Below are 23,612 nucleotides of genomic sequence, written 5' to 3'. Positions count from 1 at the left end.
CAGACCAGTAACTAACTGATCTGCCTTTCTCTTTTATGGTAGCGGGGGCTGGATTCGAACCAACGACGGTTATGAGACTGATGTTTTAGGCACACTTTTTTTGTGCCAAATTGATGATATTTGATATAAATTGATGTGTGAATTAGAATTTTGGATAGAAGGGAGAGTGGAGACTAAGTACAACAATGCCAAGTAACGACAAGCAGAAATGGCACGGGGCTGATCAATCAGACAACGAGGACTTGACCTTAAGGCATCCAGGCCCTCACTTTCAAGCCATCCGTTCTTGGGCTGAACAAAACAACGTCTCCGACATCTTCGACGCCATAGCGCTCGCCTTTGGCTTCACTGAAAACTTCACGATCGTCGGCAACCTGTATCGCGAACTCTCTAACCCGGACTCAAAGGCCATTCTGCATCAGTGGGCTGACAATCCCTACATCAGCCACCTAAGCAGGCTTCTTTTCTCGTTCAGCCAAGATAAAGACTTTGCCAATAACTATTCCGGTCTTCACCAGGGCGTATCAAGAGGCAACACGAAAACCATTCTGCGGTCGGCAGGAGCAGATCTGAAAAACGAGCATTTTCTGCTCGAACTGGTTATCCAACCACAGCCCCCTTCCGACAATAAACTACTCGACCGATTACGAAGAACTCTAAAAATATGGCTGATCGTACAGGCACTGGAAAGAACCGCAGAGCATAACTGCCCACACGATAACCAGATTCAGCAGGTCGCCAGCACACTCTGCCTCCCCGGAGAGAACAGCAAATGGACACTTATTGACAACATTCTTGAAATGTCATTGAAAGCCTGCCCGTCAGACCACTACTCGTACTCCCAATTCAACCTGGCAATACGACACGCCGCATCTCAGCTAATCGCCAGATACTCAGGGCCAGAAACCCGTAAAGAGCTGCTGCTTCTTAGGGCCATCCAACGGGTTGCAGAGGGCCAACTCAACCCCACCAGAGCTCAAAAAACAGAGACCGCTTTTCAGACTTCCTTTACGAACCTACTCCAAGCAACAGAGGGCGCATTGGATCTGAGCAGCTCGGCAGGCGGGCCTCAACTTCTTGCCTATTCAGACAGCGAAACAGACTCTGCCGATGAAGAAGCCCTGCATCAACTGCTGCTGTTCGGCGTCGACCCGGAAGAAACACCAGAACAGCAGAAACTCTCGGGTCAAAGCATACTGATGCAGACGGCAGAACTGTCAAACTATCTTCCTTGGTCATGGGAAAAACCACTTCCCCCAGAAGCCCATCAACTCGATCAGTGGATTAACTGCACTCTGGCTGAGGACCGCCCTGAAGAAAAACTGGGGGGCGCGTTAGTCTGGCTGGCCGTTCATCTTGAACGCTCCCTGGAGTTCATACAGGAAATTGAAATAACGGATGACTTACGCGATGAATGGAGCATTTCCCAAGACCTAGTGACTGCCCACCGGGAACGACCGAGGCGACACAGCTCTTGGCATCCGGATGCCGAAGCTCAACCTCTGATCGAACCGTTCCAGGACAATCTCCGCGTCACGCTGCCAGAGCAAATACAGAGCGCTCTCCGAGAGGCTACCCAGGTTTTCCCGGACATCGCCACTCTTCGGCAACTATGGGCACGGGCCAGCCCTCATGCCCTAACAACATGGTTCAGGCAACACGCGAAACGGCATTTCCCGAGACTCACCAGCGCCAAACTCGCTAACGCACAGTCCCAAAGTGTTTTCGAAGAGACATGCGATCATTCATTGGCTCGCTTACTTTCGGCCCACCCTCGAGCTACGTTACCAGCAGCTTGTGGATACGCCAACTGGAGCATCGCTCAGGTTCAAAACGGATTTGGGCTTCCATTACAAAACCCCGCATTAGGCGATGAGAGGACCAATCTTCTCGGGAGCCTCCTTGCGCCACTCGAGTCCATTTTGGTCGAGGGCATTCGGGAAGCCACCCAAACCCTGCTGGAAAGCTCGCAAGGCGACCCCATCACTTTCCACAACCATCTGGTCCAATACACTGTCACGGCCCTGAATGCCGCAACCGGTTGCCGTAACCTGTCAGAGCCTTTCGAGTCGATCGCCCACTTCTGTGATCACCCCCCGGCCGTCTTTATCAATGATAAATCCGACGACGGCCTTCACTGCGGACGAATGGTTCCACTTGCAGATGGCGCAAAAGGGCTATTGGAGGACTATCTCGAGCACCTTCGTCGGTTCAAGGCGAGCCTTTCAGGTCAACACAAAGACCTTGCGCATCGCATCCAACAGGTTCTGGAAGGAAACTCCGACACCCTGCCCCTGTTCTTCCTGCTCGATAGCAATGGTGCGTGGCATCCATTAACCGATTTAGCCGTCCCAGGATCGGAACTCTTCTCGTGGCCTCTTCCGAAGAACCTGTTCCGGCACAGGTTTGCCCAGCAGCTAGCTCGAATGAACGTTCACCCCGAAGTCATAGACGGCTGGATGGGCCATGGGGAGCGGGGAACAACCTCCTACAGTGATCACTCGGCGAGGTGTTGGCGAGAGGACCGTGAACGGTATAAGGAAGCCCTGGACGACTGCTTTGAACGGCTAGGCTTTATAGTGCGACTGCCCAAGACCAACTTCGACATCACTGCCTTCGAAGCCAAACAACCCGCTGATACTTACCGGGAGCCTGAATGCTTTGGTCAGGCACGGCGACACTCGGAACGGCTCAAAGCCCGTGATCTGGCGCGTTCTGCAGCCCGGAAGGAGCTGGACTTGGCACTAGATGCCAGCCCAGTCAGCGATGAGAGCGAACTCAATCAAAGCTACATTGATCGTCTGGCAAAAAGAATGATCTCCCGCGAAAACGGGATGCCCCACCCTCAGGCGGCTGTTCGGATGGAAGTGTTGGTCCAATGGCTGGAGGAACACCGCCCCCATACAAGACAATTCATACGACACAGAACATTAAGGGTAGGCACCGAACGCTCACTGGTCAGAGACACTTGCCCCAGAGCGCTTCAAACCATGCCGAACCTTGCACAATGGGCGCGGGACACGAAGCAGGCCATCCGGCAAGCTCGACTTTCGAAGTCCGATAGTCTGGCGCTGGCCACTGCATTCGTTGCGATTGAAAAGCGCATATCCTATCTCAGACTACTGGAAGATCTGGTTCAAGGGCAAAACTTCCGGGTAATACAACACAAGCAACGCGTGTACCTGGAGTACTCCGAATTCCTGGAGCCCAATGATTACAATCAACCGGTTCAACGGCATCAGATCGACCACACCACCGGACGACTGTTAGCGAAAGGGCTCGGAATCAAAGACAGCAAGGATCTCGACACAGCGCCCTGTCCGAAGTCGTTACAATCACTGGCCACAATACTGGCGGAAACCAGACACCTTGATGATGTAAAAAGAAACGAGCGGTCGGTAGGCGCGCTGTTAAAAGAGCTGAGCCGGTTAATTGAACAGGCTAACCTGATTGACCTTCCAGGTATGGTGGCAGGCGCTCTCAGTAATAGAAACCCTCCTACCAGCCTGTGCTTGTACGATTATTTTCGCCTGACAGAAGGTCAGCGATATCAACCACCGGAGTCCACTCCAGAGCAGGACCTTCCAGAAACTGAAAATTTACCCCCGATTCCAGCATCAGCCTCTGGTACTTATCCCGAACCTTTTTACGACTCGGCGAAAGCTTTTCTTGGAGGACTGCAGGACATTCTGAATCAATACACAAAAGCCAAGTCACGAGAGATTGCCAAACAGGTCGAACAGCACTGCCGGGCCCATACTCACTCTGTCAGCAGTGCCGTTTTACTACTTGGCTACTGGGTCGCACACCGAATCCGAAAAGGTAAAGGCCGAGCTAACTATGCCCACAAAGCCTACGCGACTGGGTCTATCAAACGGTACTTAAGTGAACTGTCTGGCCCATTTCGTGGTTTCGCCTACAAGGCGGATTTGCTGTTGATGGCCGAGGAGGACGTCACTGAGCTTTGCGCCAAAATGCTGTCTCACTGCGCTCACAAACTGAAAGACCTGGCGTATTTTTCGGCACGCCTTATTGAGTTCTTCGACTGGGCGAGTGAGCGCGGAGTATCCACTCCCGACTGGGACGAACTTGATCTCGGCAGTGCCCGACGCTCGGTTCGCCCCAGGCTCTTTTCAGAAAGCGAGTACCTCCAGGCCCTCCAACTGCTCCTGCATCCTGACACCGAGGAGATCGAACGGGGTATGCAAGCCGCCTTTGTACTTCTGTTAGGTTTCCGCTTCGGGCTCAGGGCCCAGGAGGCTATTGGCTTACTCCGCTCGGACTGGTGCGAAGCCGCTGGGTTGACCTGGGTACTGGTTCAAAGCAATTCCATACGTGGCCTGAAAAGCAGCGTCCACAGCCGGCGAGCTGTACCGCTGGTATTTCAACTGAGTGCTGTCGAGCGGTCACTGGTTACATCAATACTGACACGATATACGACCAGGCTGGGTAACGCCGACAATAAGCCGATCCTTGCCGACAAAGAGGGTAACCTCACGCCGTTTGCGGGATCCATTCCATCGGATATTGCACGGACGCTTAAATTGGTGACCGGAAACACCCGCATGAGCCTGCACCAGGCCCGCCACGGATTCTGTAATGTGCTGAACAGCGCCTTGTTTGAGATAGACACACCGCTTGCCCAAAAACTCACTGAATCGGTCGATAGGGAGAGCCTCCGAAAGGTACTGCTCGGCAACCACGGGCTGCCGTCAAGACGCGGCTCTATGGCGATCGCCCGGGCGCTCGGGCACCACTCGCCTCGAACGCAATTTCGCTCCTATAACCGCATGATGACAGAGTGGGCAGACAGGCTCACTCCGGTAACCACCCACTACGCCGGCACGATTTCAAAGGCCGTCCAGATTGATCGTTGGCCTGTAAAATCCGCCAGTGAAGTCGAGAGTGCGGCTCCCACCATTTTTGCACAGCGAACCAGACTCACGCCCCTTATTGTGATGGAAGCTCTGAGACTGATGGCGCTTGGGTACGCGGCTCACGGAATCGAACCGATGCTTCGCCTGCCACCGGGAGAACTCGCCGATGTAGAAATTCTGGTTGACCGGATAAATGCGGGGTTGCGGTTCAAGGTCTATGACCCGGAACAAATGAAGAAGGCATTCGTGTACGGCACCAAACTGCCGAAGTATTTACTGAAATCTCGCTCGACTGCCGTATGGCCCCGACTGCTGCAGATGTGCGACGAGCTGCACAACTGTGAGGAACTGGACACCGACCGACCGCTACCTTCTCTCGCCCAGGCCTCGAATCTCGTTGGTAGAAATGGCCACTTGCTGATGAACGAGGTCGAAGATGCTCACCTGATGCGGCTTCTGGTGGACGCATTCAAAATCCCCGAGAATTCGTACAAAGTCGTCATAAAGAGCAAACCGGATTATGCTCCCCGAGCTCAAAGAGTGGTTCTGGCAGGTGAATTTGTACCGGCAGCCGCCTCGCTGCAACTCGACACCTTCAACGAGGATTACGATAAAAACTACACCAGGGCGCGCTCTTACGCGGGATTAGTCCTCACCAGCCCTATGATTACCCAAATCCATGATCGCCTGGAGTTGGTACTACTCTTCATCGCAATTGCATCGGCCTACTGCCCGAAACCCGCACCACTGACGCCGTTACCCCCCCTATCCTAACTGAAGGTCGAAGCTCTCCGCAGGGTCCACCGCCACTTCTTCTAGTTCAAGAAGAGTCAATACCGTTTTTTGCTTTCTGGCTTCTTGTTGGCTCACCACTTGAAACTTAACCAAACTGCGATTCGCATAGGCTCTGGCGAAGACACGAAGGAAATCCAGATCGTGGCACAAAATCTCAGTTCTTCCCTCGATTTCCGAGGCGTCCTCATCGTTAGCGCCGGGTGTCACCCACAGCGTCACCGTACTTTTTTGCTCGTCGAACCCTAACGGCCTGCCTGCCGCCCACATGGTGCCAAGAGCTTTTTGCTCGACCGTTAAAGACGGCATGACACCCTGTACCGTTGCCCCACCGAGATCTTCAAAGCCAAACCTCACCATGACGCCCTGCTTGATCGAGCGGCTCGCAAATTTTGCCGCTATCCCTCGGCTAAGGGTTCCAAGAAACTCTTGCTCCTTTTCGGAAAGAATTGGCTCATCTTCCGGTTCGCCCAATATCCTCTGTGGGATCAAATCCCTAAATACCAATCGAGCGGCAGCCCTGAATACTTCCACCTCCGAAGCCGTAGCCCCAGGCCCTACGAGCCTCACAACGTAAGTTGCCGGGAATTCGACATTGTGCGTAGGTTCAATCCTGAGACGCCACTCTACGGAAGTCGCCGCCAATTTCCTCATATCTCGAAAATCGTTAAGAGCTGAAACCACGGCGTCCTTTAGCTGTTTTTGGGCAGGCAGGACAATTGAGGAATCTTCCTCAAACTCAAGCACCCCGCCGGAATTAACGACGTGTGGTGCACTTGCTGGATGTAAGACGACGATTGTACCGTCGAACGAAACGGAGTCTTCATGAATACCCATAAGATTTTGTTTCCCCGAGCTTTCCCATATGTGTTTTTTTCGCTATTGACACAAACGATATAGCCGCCATTGACCCGGAGTTATTGTCAAATCTGGTGTATGACCATCAGGCAGCGTTCCTGTCAGATTGGTCTTCCACCTCTATTCCATCCTGAAACTGTACGTTGTCCACGACCAGCTTCAGTTGGTCGAACCCCTTGATCCGCTTCCAGCGTTTCTGGGCGGACTGGAGCAGCTTGAACACCATTGATAGTGTCGTGTCACGGTTGCCGCAGGAGCGGCTCCGCTTGGTTCTCAGCCTTACTGTAGCGAAGGTGGATTCAATCGGATTGGTGGTCCGCAAGTGAATCCAGTGAATCGCCGGGAAATCATAGAAGGCCAACAATTCATCCCGATCCTTCTCCAGGTTTTCCATGGCCTTGGGGTACTTGTCCCGGAACCGCCGCAGGGTGCTGTCGAACGCCTTGTGGGCGCTGTCCCGTGTCTCGGCCAGATAGATCTCGTGCAGTGCCGACTTGACCTTCGGTTGCACCGACTTGGGCAGCTTATCCAGCACGTTGGCCGTCTTGTGTACCCAGCATCGTTGGTGCCGGGTGTCCGGAAACACCTTGCTCAGGGCCTTCCAGAAGCCCAGTGCGCCGTCGCCAACAGCCAGCTTGGGCGAAGGTTCCAGGCCTCTTTCCCGTAAGTCCGTAAGCAGCTCTCGCCAGCTGGCTTCGGACTCCCGGTGGCCGTCCTCGACAGCAACCAGCTCCTTGTGACCATGTTCAGTCACGCCGATGACCACCAGCAGGCAGAGCCGGTCATCCAGGCGGACATTGCTGTACACGCCGTCAGCCCACCAGTAGACGTAACGCTTCTGGCTCAGGTCTCGCCGCCGCCAGTCCTTATGCTCATCAAGCCAATTCGCCTTGAGCCGGGATACCGTGTTAGCCGACAGGCCATTGGCCTGCTCGCCGACCAGCGCGCTCAGGGCCTCCTGGAAGTCACCTGATGAGACGCCGCGCAGGTAGAGCCAGGGGATCAGTTCATCCAGACTCTGGGCACGCTTCAGGTACGGCGGCAGCAACTGACTGTTAAAGCGAATCCCGGAGCTATTGCGGTCCCTGACCTTGGGTACCTGAACCTCAACATCCCCAACGCCTGTCTGGATCGTGCGCTTGGGCAGGTGTCCATTTCGCACCACAGCACGGCGGCCATCCGGCGTCTTGACGTCCGCGTACTGCTTCAACAGGCTCTCCAACTCTGTCTCGACGGCATGTGCGATCAGGTCCCGGGCACCCTGTCGGATCAGCTCGTGCAACGGGTCGTTGCTGACTACCTCTGGTTGTGAAAGAGCGTGCAGGTTAGACTTGGACATGGCGTATCATTCCTCTGTTGGTTGTGATCTTGGCGGAGATCAACCAACAGGATACGCCACCCCTTCAACCTGCTTCCATACACCAGAAATCACCATAACTCGAAACCCAAGCCTAACTCTTCAAAATCGCCGAAAGACTCGACTCAAAAAGATACCTATCGGAAGTGGGTCTGCATCACTTGCGGCCATATCTACGATGAAGCTCTCGGAGATGAAGCCGAAGGCTTCCCTGCCGGCACTCGTTTTGAAGATATTCCAGACGATTGGTGCTGTCCGGACTGTGGTGCCACAAAAGAGGACTATGTCCTCTATGAAGACTAGTAATCCGATTGAAAATAACAACAGTCTCGTTCGGCAAGAGGTGATTTTATAATGCAGATTGCTAGTCTGGCGGAGGTTGGGGTGACCAATGTGTCAACCAGCGATACGATTGATTCAACGTTCGCGGCCCTACAGCGGGCACAACTTGCGCGTCGCGGAAGCTTTACCTTGGAGGCTCGAATAGCGCAGCTCGACCAGCTGCGGGATTCAATTAAACGCCACGAATCAAACATCATTGCGGCTTGCGCGGCGGACTTTCGAAAACCCGCTCCAGAAGTCAAATTAACTGAACTCCTGCCGGTGCTTCAGGAAATTCGACACACTAAAAAACACTTGCGTAAATGGATGCGTCCGAAGCGAGTGGCTGCATCCGTTGGTGTTCTGGGCACGAAATCTTATGTTCGGCCAGAACCAAAGGGAGTGTGCCTGATTATTGCACCGTGGAATTATCCGCTCAATCTTGCGCTCGGGCCTCTCGTCTCAGCGTTGGCTGCAGGGAACGGAGCCATCATTAAACCCTCGGAAATGACACCACATACCTCAAAGGTGATTGCCAACATTGTCGCCGAAACCTTCCCTCCCGATCTGGTTTCCGTGATTGAGGGTGATGCCGCGGTAGCGCAGAAACTGTTGGCCTTACCCTTCGACCACATATTCTTCACGGGCAGTCCTGCGGTAGGCAAGGTGGTCATGGAGGCTGCCGCCACGAACCTTTCCTCAGTGACGCTGGAATTGGGGGGTAAGTCCCCGACCATTGTTGGCCCAGATGCCAACATAAAGAGGGCTGCAAGAAACATTGTCTGGGGTAAGTTTGCCAATAATGGACAGACCTGTATCGCCCCAGATCATGTTTTTGTGCACGTTAATATCGCAGATCAATTCAATGAAGCACTTAAAACGGAAATTGGGCGAGTCTATGGAAAAACACCAGAAGCCCAGAAATCGACCGCCGACTATTGCCGGATTGTAAATCGACGTCATTTCCAGCGAGTTTCAAACCTGATAGATGATGCCAAAAACAAAGGTGCAAGAGTCTTTGAGGGCGGTGTTACAGATGCTGAAGAGAATTTTATTGCTCCGACGTTGATTTCAAATGTATCCAGCGACATGGATATTTCACGTGAGGAGTTATTCGGCCCGATCTTACCCGTTATTGAATTCGACGATATTGATCTGGTTATCAAGAAAATCAACGATAACCCTAAACCGCTTGCGCTTTACATATTCGACAAAAACGAGTCTTTTGCCACGGATATTATCGAGCGAACGAGCTCCGGCGCTGTAGGAGTCAACCTTACAGTTGTGCATTTTCTACATCCGGGTCTGCCGTTTGGTGGAGTTAATAATTCCGGGATAGGGGCGGCACACGGTGAATACGGTTTCCGCGCTTTTTCGCATGAAAAGGCGTTGATGGAGGATAAACATTCTCTTATGCATCTTCTTTTTCCACCCTATACAGCCTGGGTCCGGCGTCTTATAGAGGCTGCTGTTCGTATTCTGGGCTGAGCATAATCAAATAATAAGAGAGTTATTATGTACGATTACATTATTGTCGGTGCGGGATCGGCGGGCTGTGTATTGGCCAATCGGCTTACGGCGGACTCTTCAAAGCGAGTAGCGTTGCTAGAAGCGGGCCCAAAGGATAAAAATCCACTCATACATATGCCTATAGGTATAGCACTCCTTTCCAATAGTAAAAAGCTGAATTGGGCTCTTGAAACCGAACCTCAAGAACATCTAAAGGAGCGCCGCCTGTTTTGGCCTCGTGGGAAAACACTTGGCGGGTCCTCTTCTATCAACGCCATGGTCTATATCAGAGGTCACAAAGCCGATTATGACCACTGGGGTCAAGTTGCCGGGACAGACCTCTGGGGATGGGATCGCGCTTTAAAATTGTTTCGTCGACTGGAAGATAATAAACGTTTTGGCGCAGATTCTTACCATGGGGAGGGCGGTGAGCTCACCGTAAGTGAACTCAAATCAGTCAATCCGTTGAGTCGAGATTTTGTTCGAGCGGCACCTCATGTAGAGCTCCCGATAAACACGGACTTTAATGGAGAGACGCAAGAGGGATTGGGACTCTACCAGGTGACACAAAAAAATGGTCGCCGTTGGAGTTCAGCGCAGGCATTTCTGCGTGTCGCGGAGAACCGGCCTAATCTTGATGTGCTAACGGACGCGCGGGTAACCCGGGTGGTAATGGACGGTAAGCGGGCAGTCGGCGTGACACTGAACCAGGGGGGCGAATATCGCCAGCTTAGACTCAATAACGGCGGTGAAGTCATATTGTCTGGTGGTGCGGTTAATTCACCACAACTACTTATGCTTTCGGGAATCGGTGATAGCGAAGAGCTTGGAAAACACGGGATCCCCCTTGTGCATCATCTTCCTGAGGTCGGCCAGAATCTGGTTGATCATTTGGATATTACGATCATGCACGCGGCGAACTCACGTTTGCCCATTGGCGTTGCTCCCAGTTTCCTGTTTCGGGGCGTGAGCGCATTATTCTCATATATCTTTGCGCGACGTGGATTTCTTACCAGTAATGTTGCCGAGTCCGGAGGCTTTGTTAAATCCGAGCGCTCGTGCGAACGGCCAAATGTGCAATTCCACTTTTTGCCAACTTACCTGAAGGATCATGGACGAAAAGTGATGGCCGGGTATGGGTACACCTTGCATATTTGCGATCTAATGCCCAGAAGCCGCGGTTTTATAGGTCTCAAAAGCCCTGACCCATTGGCCGACCCGTTGATTCAACCCAATTATCTCAGTAACCCCGAAGACATCAAAACAATGATCTCGGCCGTTAAATTTGGACGACGGATACTCGGGGCACCAACAATGGCTTTACATAGTAAACGAGAAATTAAGCCCGGAAACTCGGTGTCTTCGGACGGTCAGATTGCGGACTTTATCCGGGAAAATGCAGAGACTATTTACCACCCCGTTGGCACTTGTCGTATGGGCGCGGATCCGGATTCAGTCGTTGATCCGGAATTAAAAGTCAGAGGGATTGAAGGGCTAAGAGTTGTCGATGCCTCGATAATGCCCAGTTTGGTTGCCGGTAACACCAACGCACCCACCATGATGATTGCCGAAAATGCAGCCGACATCCTCTTGGGAAATGTTTAGGTTCAAACCCGGATTATGCCTTCTACATTGGACCTTAATGACGCCAGATACTCGCGTCAACCAACTACAAAAACGACAGGAGATAAACGTGCTTGGCCAAATGATGAACATGGAGCTCACCGTGAATTCCTTGATCGACCATGCTGCTCGCTACCATGGAGACGCTGAGATTGTGTCGATAGGAACGGATGGAAATCCCAGTCGATCTGACTGGGCAACTGTTTCGGAGCGGTCGCGACAACCTGCGTCAGCGCTTCGAACGGCAGGCTATGTCCAGGGGGATCGGTGCGCGACCATTTGTTGGAATAACGTGGGGCACCTGGAATGTTACCTTGGCATCTCTGGTGGCGGGATGGTGTGTCACACCATTAACCCGCGACTGTTTCCAGAACAACTCGTTTACGTTATCAACAATGCTCAAGACAAAGTCATATTCTTTGACAAAACGTTCCTTCCCATTGTTTCAAATATCCGAGACCGACTGGAGACGGTTGAGAAATTTGTATTGATGTCCGAACCGGACGAAGAAATTGCAGCGCAATTTCCAGGATTGTTGTTTTATGAAGAGTTTCTTCAGCGAGGAACGCCTAACGCGAATTGGCCTGAAATCGCCGAAAACCAGGCTTCAAGCCTCTGCTATACATCGGGCACCACTGGAAATCCCAAAGGGGTGCTCTATTCACACCGCTCCACCGTTCTGCACGCGCTGGTAGCTGCTCAACCCGACGCACTGAATTTATCGGCACGGGACGTGGTGATGCCGGTTGTTCCTATGTTTCACGTAAATGCGTGGGGGGTACCCTACATTACGGCGATGGTTGGAGCCAAACTGGTGTTGCCTGGTCCTGGCCTGGATGGACAAAGTTTGGTCAAGCTGATCGATTCAGAAAGCGTAACGATTGCGCTGGGTGTGCCTACAATTTGGCAGGGACTTCTCTCGGCTTTGGACGAGCTTGGCTCCTCGGCACAGTCGCTTAAACGGACGGTGATAGGGGGTAGCGCTTGTCCGCCCTCAATGATGTCGGAGTTTCGTGGTAAGTATGGCGTAGAAGTTGTCCATGCATGGGGAATGACAGAAACATCACCGATCGGAACCGTCAATGCACTGCTGTCGAAACACAATACTCTTTCGGAGGAAGGAAGAAACAAAATCCGTGAAAGCCAGGGACGGCCTCCCTACGGGGTGCAGCTCAAAATTGTGGGTGAAGACGGCCATCAACTGCCCGAAGATGGCATTGCTCAGGGAAATCTCCGCATCCGTGGTCATTGGGTGGTAGCCGATTACTTCGGTGTTGAACCAAATCAGACTCTTGAGGAAGACGGTTGGTTCGAGACAGGTGATGTTGCTTCGATCAATGATGATGGATTTATGACAATACGTGACCGCTCAAAAGATATTATTAAGGAGACTCTGAATAAGTCCCCAAAATCAGCGATAATACGGCCATCATCAACCGCATAGGATTCGTTGCCACCATGGATCAGATCACCTTCTCCGAAGCCGAGTACCAGACCAAGAAGCGCAAAACGCGTCGTGAGATCTTTCTGGAGCGGATGGACAAGCTGATTCCCTGGAAGCAATTGGAGAAGAAGGTAGCCCGTTATTACCCGAAGGGCCAGAATGGCCGGCCTCCCTATCCGCTGCCGGCCATGCTTCGAGTTCACTGCATGCAGCTGTTCTATAACCTGAGCGATCCGGCCATGGAAGACGCTCTGTACGAGATCGAATCCATGCGGCACTTCGCCGGTCTGAAGCTGGACCGCTTGCCGGATGAGACGACCATTCTCAACTTCCGGCATTTCCTGGAGCAGCACGGTCTTGGCAAGGCGCTGTTTAAAGAGGTGAACAAACACCTGGAGAAAAACGGCCTGATGCTGCGTGAAGGCAGCATCGTAGATGCGACCATTATCTCTGCTCCCAGCTCCACCAAGAACAGCAGCGGCAAGCGCGATCCTGAAATGCACCAGACCAGAAAGGGCAACGAATGGCACTTCGGCATGAAGATGCACATTGGTGTCGACGACACACTTGGTCTGATTCATAGCATCGATACCACCGCTGCCAACGTTCATGACATCGTACCCACCGACAAGCTGCTGCACGGTGAAGAACAACGAGTCTTCGGCGATGCCGGTTACCTTGGCATTCAAAAGCGAGATGAGCATAAGCACCGCGGGAACGTCTCCTGGTTCATTGCCAAACGACCTGGCACCCGCAAGAAGCTGGATGCGGACAAGCTGAAAGCCGAGAAAATAAAAGCGAGTGTTCGTGCCAAAGTCGAGCATCCCTTCCGGTACATCAAGCAGGTTTTCGGCTACAGCAAAGTCCGCTATCGCGGCTTGGCCAAGAACAACAACCGGCTGCATTTGCTGGCCGCGTTCAGCAACCTGCTGATTGGTGAAAAATACATGCTGGCGTAGGGCCAGTGTGCCTGTTTTCCGCCAAAATGGCGGGAAACGGGCAAAAAAACACATAAATAGCGGGAGAATAGCGTCTGAATTTTCGATTTTTTGCAGGCTAAAACCAGCATCGGCAAAAATCAGCGGTTATTCAGACCTTCCTTAAATCTGGTGGTGAATGGATATCTACAGTCGAATTGGAGGGAATCGCAATGGGCCATTCTGCCATCAATGAAGCTGCCGTAGTGGCGGCCTCCCATGATAAATGGGACGAACGACCGATCCTGTTGGCAGTAAAAATACCCGACGCAAATATTACTGAGGAGGAACTTCTTGCTCATTATCAAGGGAAAGTCGCCAAGTGGCAGATCCCGGATCGCGCGATCTTTGTGGAAGGATTGCCACGCAATGCCACTGGGAAAGTATTAAAAAACAAGCTGCGTTCTGAGTATGGGGAAGTATTAGTCAATAAACCGGCAAGCTAGCTTCAATGAGTGGCATTTGTGTTACGAAAAATTGCAGTTTTACCTAAAGCCAATTTGTTTTAATACCAAAAAGGATAATAAAAAATGAAACCTAAAATAATTAGTAAAGTCTCGTTAGTGGCGTTCCTTTTACTTTCACTTGCTGCGAGCCTGGCCAACGCTCAATCTGAGCCGGTTTACAGTAGAGGCGACTGGGTGGTTGGGCTGAATGCCACTAGAGTTCTAACCGATGAAGATTTGCGATCGGAGTCTGTCAACGTAGATGTCGCGTTTAAGTCATCAGCTCTTTAACAATTGGCCGCCTTTTCCGGGTTCAGAGTGACTGATTCCGGCAAGCTGAAGTTTCGGATATCACCAGACCAGCGACGCGGGTTCTCGGCTTTCGCCGCTTCGATAATCTGTTTTCGCTGGGCCAGGATCTGATCAGCTTCGCCCGTATGGCGTTGCTGAGGTGTTACGTAGTTCAAGGCGCTGTGTCGGTGCTCGGTGTTGTACCAGCGCACGAACGCCAGTACCCATTTGCGGGCCTCCTCGATCGTTCTGAAGCCGTTTACCGGGAACCCCGGGCGGAACTTCAGGGTTTTGAACAACGACTCCGAGTAGGCATTGTCGTTACTGACCCGGGGGCGACTGTTCGAGGGCGTAATACCCAGATCGTACAGTTTCTCCAAGAAGGTCGAGGCCTTCATGGGGCTGCCATTGTCGGAGTGCAGCACTAGAGGCTTGTCCTTCGTCGCCAGGTGTTCACGCCAGTAGGCCTTCTCGATGAACTCGCTGGCAAGCTCGCCGGTCTCACTGTGATAGACCTCGTGACCGACGATCTTGCGGCTGTATACGTCCAGCATCAGATACAGGTAGAACCAGGTGCCTTTTGCTGGCCCCGGCAGCCATGAGATATCCCACGACCACAGCTGGTTCGGTTCTGTGGCCTTGTGTGTAGTTGCCCTGCGCTTGCTCTGGGGCGCTTTTTGCCGACCTCTGGGGTGTACTTGATCCTTCTCCCGCAGAACCCGATAGAAGGTGGATTCCGAGGCCAGGTAGCGACCCTGATCCAGTTGATCCGCAACGATGAAGGCCGGCGGACAGCTTCGATATTCCTTCTGGTTGCACAGTGAGACCACGGCCTGACGCTCCGCCTCCGAGAGTTTATTGGTGGGTGCTGGTCTGGGCACCACCGGTCGTTGATCGGCGCTGACGGCCTTATCTGCCGTCCAGCGCTGATAAGTGCGTATACTCAGGTTCAGCAAGGCGCAGGCCTTGACCAGCCGGGCTCCGTTACCCTGAGCCTCTTGGATCAGGGTAACCGCCTGCTGGCGATCCGGGAGGCTGGTCATTCGTCCTCGTCTTTGGGGCCCCAGATCGCCTCGGCTTTTTTTGACAGCGTCAGCAGTGCAGCCGTTTCTGCCAGAGCTTTTTCCTTGCGTCGCAACTCGGCTTCGAGTTTTTTGACTCGTTTTTTCTCAGCCCTGGCCGCTTGCCGATTCTGCTTGGCCTGTTCATCCGACAGGGCATTGGCTCCCATGCAGGCGGCTTTCCAGGTTTCGATTTGTTCCGGGTAAAGGCCGTTCCTACGGCAATATTCACTAACTTCCGCCTCCGTCATCGGGGCGGTTTCCAGAACAATGCGGAACTTCTCTTCGCTACTCCACTTGTCTGGATGAGCTGAATTCGATGGCAAAACGGCACCTCGTCCTCTGGCGGCTTTACGCCAATTGTACAAGGTTGCGGTACTGATGCCTTCCTGGCTGGCCAACTCGGCAACAGTCAGACTGTGAGGTGGGGCCATCTTCTGGAGAATGGCTTCTTTACGTTCCGGTGAATAATGGGGCATGGTTGTCCTCTGAAATATTCAGGCGACAACTACGCTGACACATAGGGCGATCAGCCTCTGCGGGGAGTGCCCCCGTTCCAAATTCCAACCTGTCTATTAACAACGATACGACCGTATCATTCGACGTGTCGTATTTTCTGAGTAATCAGCTGGCATTTAACATTTTTGGCGGCATTCCCGCTAGTGCGGACCTCCAGGGCGAAGAGTCTCTCTCCGGTCTTTTTCTTGGTCAAACAGATTATGGTCCGGTAATTCTTTCGCTTCAGTATCATGTTTTGACGGGTAGCAACTTCTCTCCGTACTTTGGAGCGGGTGTAGGACGGATTCTCTTTTTAGATGAGAAGGATCGCGCACTAACCGACTTCGACGTCGAAGATACATGGGCCCCTGCGGTTCAGGCTGGTTTTCGCTGGAGGATACACAATAACTGGTCGGCAAATTTTGACGTTAGATATGCACCCTTCGAGGCGGATATCACCGGTAACCTGGGCCCGGCCCCTGTTCAGGCAAAAGTGGAAGTGGACCCCACTATCGTGAGCATCGGTGTTGCATATCGCTTTTAAATGCCAAGTATACCAACCGTCTGCATTTGCTGGTCGCTTTCAGCAACCTGCTGATTGATAAAAAACCTGCAGCGTAAGACCAATGCGCCCCTTTTCCGCCAAGATTGCGGAAAAGGGGCAAAAACCAGCGGTTATTCAGATCTTCCTTAGGTATATAGCCCCAGCCTTATGCATCATTTAAAGGTCTCGTATCGTTTAGTCGAGTAGTATATAGCCATCAGGACCGGCACGTCCTTACTATAGAAAACCTTTTCAGTAGTCCCGCAAGTTTCATTTAATCGAGCAAGTGTCTTAACATTAATACCGCTCGTAACTATCGGTTCTTGATGTCCACCATCAATAAGCCGGAATCTTACTGTGTTTGATTTACACACCGCTTGAAGCTTGCAGTCTGAAAAGCCCTGTCTTGGCTGCCACCACCCATCCGCATGAAAAAGCATATGCTCAGATGAACCAAAACAAGAGGTCGACACCGAATGGGCGATGTTGCTTATGAAGGATTGAGTGATCGGAACCTCTACCCATAATGGCCGATAGAGACTTCGCTTTTTCTTTGTGGGTAAAATCAAGTTCATATTTTCGTCGGTAATTGCAAGGTGAGGTTATTAGTGGGACATATAGAGAATTATTTCACCTACATGGACTCCCCCTGCGGTCAAGCAACGCCATTTGAATCCGAAGCGGTTTGAGACTGCGGCTCTACATTCGGCCTCTTTGTGGGCGTTTTTGCCCGGGCCAGGATGATGATGCGTGTGAGCGGGGACCTTATTCGTTAGTCGGCTTCGCTGAGCCGCAGAAATAAACAGGTTCTCCCACTCTCGGTCTGACCGTTCCGTCATCGCTTGCCGTTGCAAGACTCTTCTGGCAGGCTTGTTCTGCCTGTCGTTGGTGCTCGGTTTTAGCCCTCCACAGGCTGTGTCTTAAACTCGGTTTGATTCATGAGTAGTGCCCATATAATCCGGGCGTTCTTGGCCGCCATCGCAACGGCGGCCCGCTTGTATCCACGTCGTTCCACCAGGTCTTTGGCCCAGTCACTGAGTCGATCATTCTTATCCGGTAATTTTGCAATCACTGCCCGGGTGCCATGGATCAGCAGCGTTCGCAGGTATTTGTCCCCGCGCTTGGTGATTCGGCCAAGTCGCACCTTGCCACCGGTCGAGTATTGTCGGGGCACCAGACCCAACCATGCGGCAAAGTGTCGCCCACTTTTGAACTGTCTGGGGTCAGGCGCACTGGCCAGCAGGGCTGTTGCGGTCTGTGGTCCGATACCCGGTATGGCCATAAGGCGCTTGGCCTGCTCATCGCTCCGGGCCATCGCTTCGACCTCCCGATCGTAAGCCAGGATTTCTTCATCGAGCTGTCGAATGCGTTGGTTGATGTTGTTGATTAAGCGGCGAGCGAGCATGGGTAAGTCGTTTTCGGCATCCTCCAGGATTTCGGGAACCCGGCGCCGTGCGGCGTAACGGCCCTGGGGAATGATCAGTCCGAACTCGGCCAGCAGCCCACGAATCTGATTGATCTGCGCGGTGCGTTCTTTGGTCAGTCCACGGCGAATACGATGCAGGCACAGTACGGCTTGCTGGTCTTCGGTCTTGATTGGAACAAACCGCATATTCGGCCGACCTACTGCCTCACAGATGGCCTCGGCATCGTTGTCGTCGTTCTTGCTGCTCTTGCGATAGGGCGCGACAAACCGGGGTGCAATGATTCGGACATCGTGGCCGAGTTTGGTCATTTCCCGAGCCCAATGGTGGGCACCCGAGCAGGCTTCCATGCCAATCAGGCAGGGTGGGAGCTGAGCGATATAAGGCAACAGCTTGGGCCGGTTCAGTCGTTTGCGAACCACGACCTTGCCGTGTTGATCGGTGCCATGAATACTGAACACAGTTTTCGCCAGATCGATGCCAATGGTTGTAACATTCATGATGACTCCTCCTGCTTTTGATTGAAGATGTCAGACACCTTCAATGTGGCACATCGATGCCGTGGGAGCAGGGGGAGTCCATATCATTCGCTATGGTGCTCTCGGTTTACCAGAGCAACAGTAATGTGTCTGGCTACGGGAAATTCCGCCGGTTGTGGCTCACGCATCCTTTGCGCTCACTGAAAGCTGTCGGTCGTAGGATATGATATCCATAGGCCGTATGAGTTGTGCATTGCTTTCGCAATTTTGGGCAAACTAAGGGCACAGCTCTACTCGGTCGTCAATTTCAATTTATGGACTGACCGCTCACCAAGGACTTCAGTTCAATATCCGGATCCTTCAACATTTCAGGATTGACCTGCCTGCGTTGTTGAACGAGGGTCTTGCCGACCATAAAAGCGATGGGCAGGTTGACCGCATCAACAGCAATGACACAGCCATCGCGGAGATAGAACACCGCAAATCCCTTGTCTTCCGGGCTTCCGCGCAGCACACGCTGATCATGATGTTGCGACAACCCCACCATCTGCAGACGCACGTCATATTGGTTCGACCAGAACCATGGAGCGCTGTTATAGGGTTTCTCCTCGCCCATCAGGGTTGCCGCCGCTGTCCGGGCCTGATCAACCGCGTTGGCGACAGATTCAAGGCGCTGCATCTTCTCGAAGAAAAGATTCCGGTGGCGGGTACAGTCGCCGATCGCCAGGATGGCGGGATCTTCTGTGCGGGTAAACTCGTCAACAATAATGCCGTCATCACAGGGCAGGCCGGCGGCCTCAGCCAGGGCGGTTTCCGGCACAACACCCACTGAAACGAGCACGATGTCGGCCGGTACAGTGCCGCCGCTCGCCAAGGTCACGCCAGCCACATGCCCCTGATCGCCCGCTTCGAAACCGGTTACCGCCGTGTTCAGCCGCAGATCCACGCCGGCGCTGCTGTGTTTGGTGTAAAAAAACTCTGAGATTTCCGGGCCTGTTACACGCTGCATAAGACGCTCGGCCGCTTCCAGTACTGTGACATTAACGCCTTTTTTGGTGGCACTGGCTGCCACCTCAAGTCCAATGTAACCACCACCCACGATGACCAGGCGCTTCCCCGGGAGCAATTCTTCACGCAGGGCATCCGAGTCAGCTATGTCGTGCAGATAATAAATGCCCTCCAGGTCAGCCCCGGGTGCGTTCAGGCTTCGGACGTGGGACCCCGTGGCCAGAACCAGTCGATCGTATTTCAATGTGCTCTGGTCCGACAGGCTGATGGTCCTGTTGTCCCGATCAATCTGTTCGGCACGCACACCAAGCCGCAACTGATGGCCGGCGTTCTCGTACACCGAGCGCGGCTTCAGGTACAGCGACGCCTGATCAACCTCTCCTGCCAGATAGTTCTTGGACAGGGGCGGCCGCTGATAGGGTGGATGTGGTTCTTCGCCCACCAGAATCACTTCCTGTTGATATTTTTTTTGCAGCAGGGTTGTCAGGAGCGCACCCGCTGCGTGCCCGCCGCCAACGATGACTGTCGTCTCTTTCTGTTGGTTTGCCATAGTCTGTCTCTGCCTGTTGTTCTCTGGGATCAGATTGATCAGAAGTCCGGATGCCAGCTGTGCGCCGGGATGCCCCCCGCAGCGCTAGCCGACCGTCTCCCCGGCATCCTCAAGTATCATCGCGGCGCCTTTCTCGCCGATCATGGTTGCCGGCTGATTGGTGTTTCCGCCGACCAGCGTCGGCATGATGGAGGCATCGACCACCCGCAGGCATTGCAGGCCATGCACGCGCAGGCGCGGATCGACCACCGCCATCGGATCAACACCCATCTTGCAGGTGCCAACCGGGTGGTACGCTGATTCACCGCTGCGCCGTACCCATGCGGCGAGATCGTCGTCATTCTGGAGCGCCGGCCCGGGCGAGACCTCAACCTCGTGGTGCGGGGCAAAGGCCGCCTGCGCCAGGATTCTGCGCACCAGATGTACCCCGCGTACCAGTCGCTCGACATCGGCGGACTCGGCCATGTAGTTGGGGTCGATCAGCGGCGCCGCAAACGGGTCGGCACTGTGCAGACCGACGCGCCCGCGCGACGATGGCCTGAGCCCGTAGATCATCACCGCGTAGCCATAACCGCTCATCGCGGTCTTCAGGTCTCGCCCGTGATCGTCGTACAGCATTGGCGCGAAGTGCAGCTGCAGGTCGGGTATCGGCTCCTCGGGCCGGGAGCGGATGAACCCGCCGGCCTCGGCGCCGTTGCTCGACAGCACGCCCCGCCGGCCGCTCAGATACGTCAGAGCGCCCCACAGCCCCTTGAGCCAGTAGCTCGGATGCATCGAGATGCTTTGGCGGCTGCGGGCGCTGACGCGCACGAACACGTCGATATGATCCTGGAGATTCTGCCCGACGCCCTCCAACGCATGGCGCAGTTCTATGCCATGCCGGGACAGTTCCTCCCGCGGACCGACCCCGGACAGCATCAGCAGTTGCGGCGAGTTGAACGCGCCGCCGCAGAGCACAACTTCGCGCCTGGCACGAACCTGCGTCTGCCCCGTTGTATCGCGGTATTCGACACCGGTGGCGCGGGTGCCTTCGAGTAGCACCCGGGTGACATGCGCGCCGCTGCAAACCGTCAGGTTGGAGCGCCCCGCAGCGGGTTCCAGATACGCCCGCGCATTGCTACAGCGTGTGCCGTCTTTCTGGTAGGCGTAGTAGAAGCCCACGCCCTCCTGCTCACTGCCGTTGAAATCTGTATTGAGCCGGTACTTCGCCTGGGTTGCCGCCTCGACAAACGCAATGCTCAGCGGATTGGTATAGCGCCGCTCGGCAACGTTCAGCGGACCACCCTGACCATGAAATTCTGCCTCATTCAGCGTAAGTTTGGGCTCGAAATGTTCCGATCGGCGGAAGTAGGGCAACACCTCGGCGTATGACCACCCGTTGCACCCCAGCCGTGCCCACTCGTCGTAGTCCCGGGCATGCCCGCGAATATAGACCTGCGCGTTCATGGCGCTGGAACCGCCAAGCATCTTGCCCCGCGGCTGAAAAAGCGCCCGGTCGTGCATGTGACGCTGCGGTTCGGTATTGAACTGCCAGTTGTAGCGGCGGCTGAACATCAGCTGCAGGAAACCCAGCGGCATGTTCACGAAAGGGTTGCGGCGGCTCTCCGGACCGGCTTCAAGCAGCAGCACAGAATGGCGACCGCTCTCCGACAGGCGGCTGGCGACAGCACATCCGGCCGAGCCCGCGCCAACCACGACATAGTCAAATTGTTCGGTCGTCATCCTGGTCAGCCTGTTCATTAACTTTTTGGTGTCAGCTGGACCATCAGCTCCGAATAGCCCCGCACGAAGTTGGACTGCACGCGCTCCGGCTCGCCGACGACTTCGATCTTGTCAAAGCGTTTGAGAATCTCTTCCCATAGGATACGCAGTTGCAATTCCGCCAGGCGGTTGCCCATGCAACGGTGAACACCGTAGCCAAATGACATATGGTTTCGTGCGTCCTTGCGATCGATAATGAAGTGATCGGGGTCCTCGAACTTGCGCTCGTCACGGTTGCCCGAGGCGTACCACATCACAACGCGATCGCCCTTTTTGATGGTCTGGCCGCCCAGCTCAACATCTTGCTTGGCGACTCGGCGCATATAGGCCAGCGGCGTTTGCCAGCGGATGATTTCCGACACCATGTTCGGAATCAGTTCCGGTTTTGCCTTCAGTTTTTCGAGCTCCTTTGGGAATTCGTTCATGGCCACCAGGCCACCACTCATTGAGTTGCGAGTGGTATCATTGCCGCCAACGATAAGCAGCGTCAGATTGCCGATAAACTCCATCGGGCGATTGATCAGATCTTTGGTGTCGTCGTTGCTCTGTAGCAGGCTGATCAAATCGAAACCGGGCTCTTCGCCCGCCGCGCGGCGCGCTTCTTTATCCCTCCAAAGCTTGGAGAAAGACCAGGCCATGTCTGCTGCGTCGTCAAACATGATCTCTTCATCGGCAAACTCGCCGCCGGTCGCCGAGGCTGCACCGGCCATTCGATCCGACCACTCCACCAGCTTGTGACGTTCCTCGTAAGGAAAATCCAGAAGGGTTGCGAGCATGCGACCGGTGAGTTCCTTCGATACAGTGGGCACCCAGTTGAAGGGCTGGCCCAGAGGCAGGCTGTCAAGCACATCGCCGGTACGCGATCGGATCAGCTCCTCCATTTCCTTCAGGTTCTTCGGTGCCACCACGCCCTGTACCGAGCTGCGCTGCACATCGTGTTTTGGCGGATCCATCGCTATGAACATTTCCACCGACAGTCCCTCTGGAGGGTCACCCAGAATGATTTGCGGCTCGGCGGAAAACAGGTCGTGACTCTTATCCACGAACATGATGTCTTCAAAGCGAGTCACCGACCAGAAGGGGCCGAAGGGGCTGTTCTTCTGGTAATGGACCGGAGCCTCATCACGCAACCGTTTGAAATAGGCGCGCCACTGATCCTGCCGATATAAAAACGGATTGCTGACATCGATGTCCTCAAGGGCCAGCGTGTTAACGTCCGGGATGGCTGATTCAACAAATTCGGGCACGGGCCGGCGTGGGCCGAAGGCCTTCTTCTTGGCGCCCATTAACAGTTTCAGCCCCTGGATCTGCCTGTGCATCGGCACCACCCTGGAGGTAGCATTAATCACTCGGGACTGAATGTCGTCAAATGTTTTGGACAGTGTTGGCATGCGTCCTCCTATGTTCACATCTGGAACTCGGGTAAATGCACGGTCATGCCGTCCATTTCATCAGTAATGACCACCTGGCAGCCCAGGCGCGAAGTGCTTGCCCGCTCCGGGGTCATTGACAGCATTTGCTCTTCCTCACCACCAGGCGTACCTGTCTTTCTGAACCAATCGTCCGAGACGATGACGTGGCAGGTACCACAGGCACACTCTCCCCCACAATCCCCGTCAATACCGGGAATCAGATTGTCAACGGCGATTTGCATTACCGAGGAACCAGCTTTGAATTCAGCGACATGTTCAGTTTGATCATGTTCTATAAAAGTAATCTTGCCCAATATTGTTCTCCTGCCAGTAGTTTTCAGTAATAGATATTGTCTGTCTAACGACACTCCTGTCAGGTC

Annotated in this window: 16 protein-coding genes; 8 read left to right on the top strand and 8 right to left on the bottom strand. The window is 53.9% G+C overall.

Annotation, left to right across the window (positions count from 1 at the left end; genetic code table 11):
• The first annotated feature begins 185 nt into the window (after window positions 1-185).
• The gene (locus ACGK9W_RS03095; RefSeq protein WP_008177408.1) at window positions 186-5,651 is read left to right on the top strand and encodes a hypothetical protein; all 5,466 of its coding nucleotides are present in this window, start codon (window positions 186-188) and stop codon (window positions 5,649-5,651) included.
• Here ACGK9W_RS03095 and ACGK9W_RS03090 read toward each other — a convergent pair.
• The gene (locus tag ACGK9W_RS03090; RefSeq protein ID WP_008177406.1) at window positions 5,643-6,506 is read right to left on the bottom strand and encodes a hypothetical protein; all 864 of its coding nucleotides are present in this window, start codon (window positions 6,504-6,506) and stop codon (window positions 5,643-5,645) included. The two genes, ACGK9W_RS03095 and ACGK9W_RS03090, sit on opposite strands and share 9 nt — an antisense overlap.
• 106 nt (window positions 6,507-6,612) lie before the next feature.
• On the bottom strand, window positions 6,613-7,866 hold the full coding sequence (locus ACGK9W_RS03085; protein WP_008175122.1) for an IS256 family transposase: 1,254 nt from the start codon (window positions 7,864-7,866) through the stop codon (window positions 6,613-6,615).
• 51 nt (window positions 7,867-7,917) lie between these two features.
• On the opposite strand from ACGK9W_RS03085, the gene ACGK9W_RS03080 reads away from it, so the two are divergent.
• The 6 genes from ACGK9W_RS03080 (at window position 7,918) to ACGK9W_RS03055 (ending at window position 14,204) form a co-directional block, all read left to right on the top strand.
• Complete coding sequence (locus ACGK9W_RS03080) at window positions 7,918-8,187, top strand: rubredoxin (protein WP_339622110.1); 270 nt, start codon at window positions 7,918-7,920, stop codon at window positions 8,185-8,187.
• A gap of 51 nt (window positions 8,188-8,238) precedes the next feature.
• Entirely contained in the window at window positions 8,239-9,693 is a 1,455-nt protein-coding gene (locus ACGK9W_RS03075; RefSeq protein WP_058091245.1) for an aldehyde dehydrogenase family protein, read from the top strand.
• Between the two features lie 27 nt (window positions 9,694-9,720).
• Window positions 9,721-11,319 (top strand): GMC family oxidoreductase, encoded by a 1,599-nt coding sequence (locus ACGK9W_RS03070; RefSeq protein WP_058091244.1) that lies wholly within the window; start codon window positions 9,721-9,723, stop codon window positions 11,317-11,319.
• An 88-nt stretch (window positions 11,320-11,407) separates the two neighbouring features.
• Entirely contained in the window at window positions 11,408-12,781 is a 1,374-nt protein-coding gene (locus ACGK9W_RS03065) for an AMP-binding protein (protein WP_405419027.1), read from the top strand.
• Window positions 12,782-12,795: 14 nt separating this feature from the next.
• The gene (locus tag ACGK9W_RS03060; RefSeq protein WP_273073376.1) at window positions 12,796-13,740 is read left to right on the top strand and encodes an IS5 family transposase; all 945 of its coding nucleotides are present in this window, start codon (window positions 12,796-12,798) and stop codon (window positions 13,738-13,740) included.
• Window positions 13,741-13,931: 191 nt separating this feature from the next.
• The gene (locus ACGK9W_RS03055) at window positions 13,932-14,204 is read left to right on the top strand and encodes an AMP-binding enzyme (protein ID WP_405419026.1); all 273 of its coding nucleotides are present in this window, start codon (window positions 13,932-13,934) and stop codon (window positions 14,202-14,204) included.
• A 287-nt stretch (window positions 14,205-14,491) separates the two neighbouring features.
• On the opposite strand, the gene ACGK9W_RS03050 is transcribed toward ACGK9W_RS03055, so the two are convergent.
• A protein-coding gene (locus tag ACGK9W_RS03050; protein WP_085986444.1) for an IS3 family transposase occupies window positions 14,492-16,035 on the bottom strand; the annotation gives its coding sequence in 2 pieces (ribosomal slippage) (window positions 14,492-15,564 and window positions 15,564-16,035; 1,545 coding nt in all).
• Between the two features lie 41 nt (window positions 16,036-16,076).
• Here ACGK9W_RS03050 and ACGK9W_RS03045 point away from each other — a divergent pair.
• On the top strand, window positions 16,077-16,598 hold the full coding sequence (locus tag ACGK9W_RS03045) for an OmpW/AlkL family protein (RefSeq protein ID WP_405421156.1): 522 nt from the start codon (window positions 16,077-16,079) through the stop codon (window positions 16,596-16,598).
• Between the two features lie 898 nt (window positions 16,599-17,496).
• On the opposite strand, the gene ACGK9W_RS03040 is transcribed toward ACGK9W_RS03045, so the two are convergent.
• The 5 genes from ACGK9W_RS03040 to ACGK9W_RS03020 form a co-directional block, all read right to left on the bottom strand.
• A complete protein-coding gene (locus ACGK9W_RS03040) occupies window positions 17,497-18,522 on the bottom strand; it encodes an IS110 family transposase (protein ID WP_008170306.1) in 1,026 nt (341 codons plus the stop codon).
• Window positions 18,523-18,808: 286 nt separating this feature from the next.
• Window positions 18,809-20,059: an NAD(P)/FAD-dependent oxidoreductase gene (locus ACGK9W_RS03035; RefSeq protein ID WP_008170308.1), complete on the bottom strand. Its 1,251-nt coding sequence runs from the start codon at window positions 20,057-20,059 to the stop codon at window positions 18,809-18,811.
• Window positions 20,060-20,143: 84 nt separating this feature from the next.
• Window positions 20,144-21,781 (bottom strand): GMC family oxidoreductase, encoded by a 1,638-nt coding sequence (locus tag ACGK9W_RS03030; protein WP_023011694.1) that lies wholly within the window; start codon window positions 21,779-21,781, stop codon window positions 20,144-20,146.
• A 17-nt stretch (window positions 21,782-21,798) separates the two neighbouring features.
• Window positions 21,799-23,211 (bottom strand): cytochrome P450, encoded by a 1,413-nt coding sequence (locus ACGK9W_RS03025; protein ID WP_008170310.1) that lies wholly within the window; start codon window positions 23,209-23,211, stop codon window positions 21,799-21,801.
• A 14-nt stretch (window positions 23,212-23,225) separates the two neighbouring features.
• Complete coding sequence (locus ACGK9W_RS03020; RefSeq protein WP_008170311.1) at window positions 23,226-23,546, bottom strand: 2Fe-2S iron-sulfur cluster-binding protein; 321 nt, start codon at window positions 23,544-23,546, stop codon at window positions 23,226-23,228.
• Window positions 23,547-23,612: the final 66 nt, after the last annotated feature.

It is taken from the genome of Marinobacter flavimaris (assembly GCF_045057155.1).
Taxonomy (GTDB): domain Bacteria; phylum Pseudomonadota; class Gammaproteobacteria; order Pseudomonadales; family Oleiphilaceae; genus Marinobacter; species Marinobacter manganoxydans.
The sequence above is the reverse complement of the archived record's forward strand: the minus strand, read 5'-3'. Positions and strand labels throughout refer to the sequence as shown.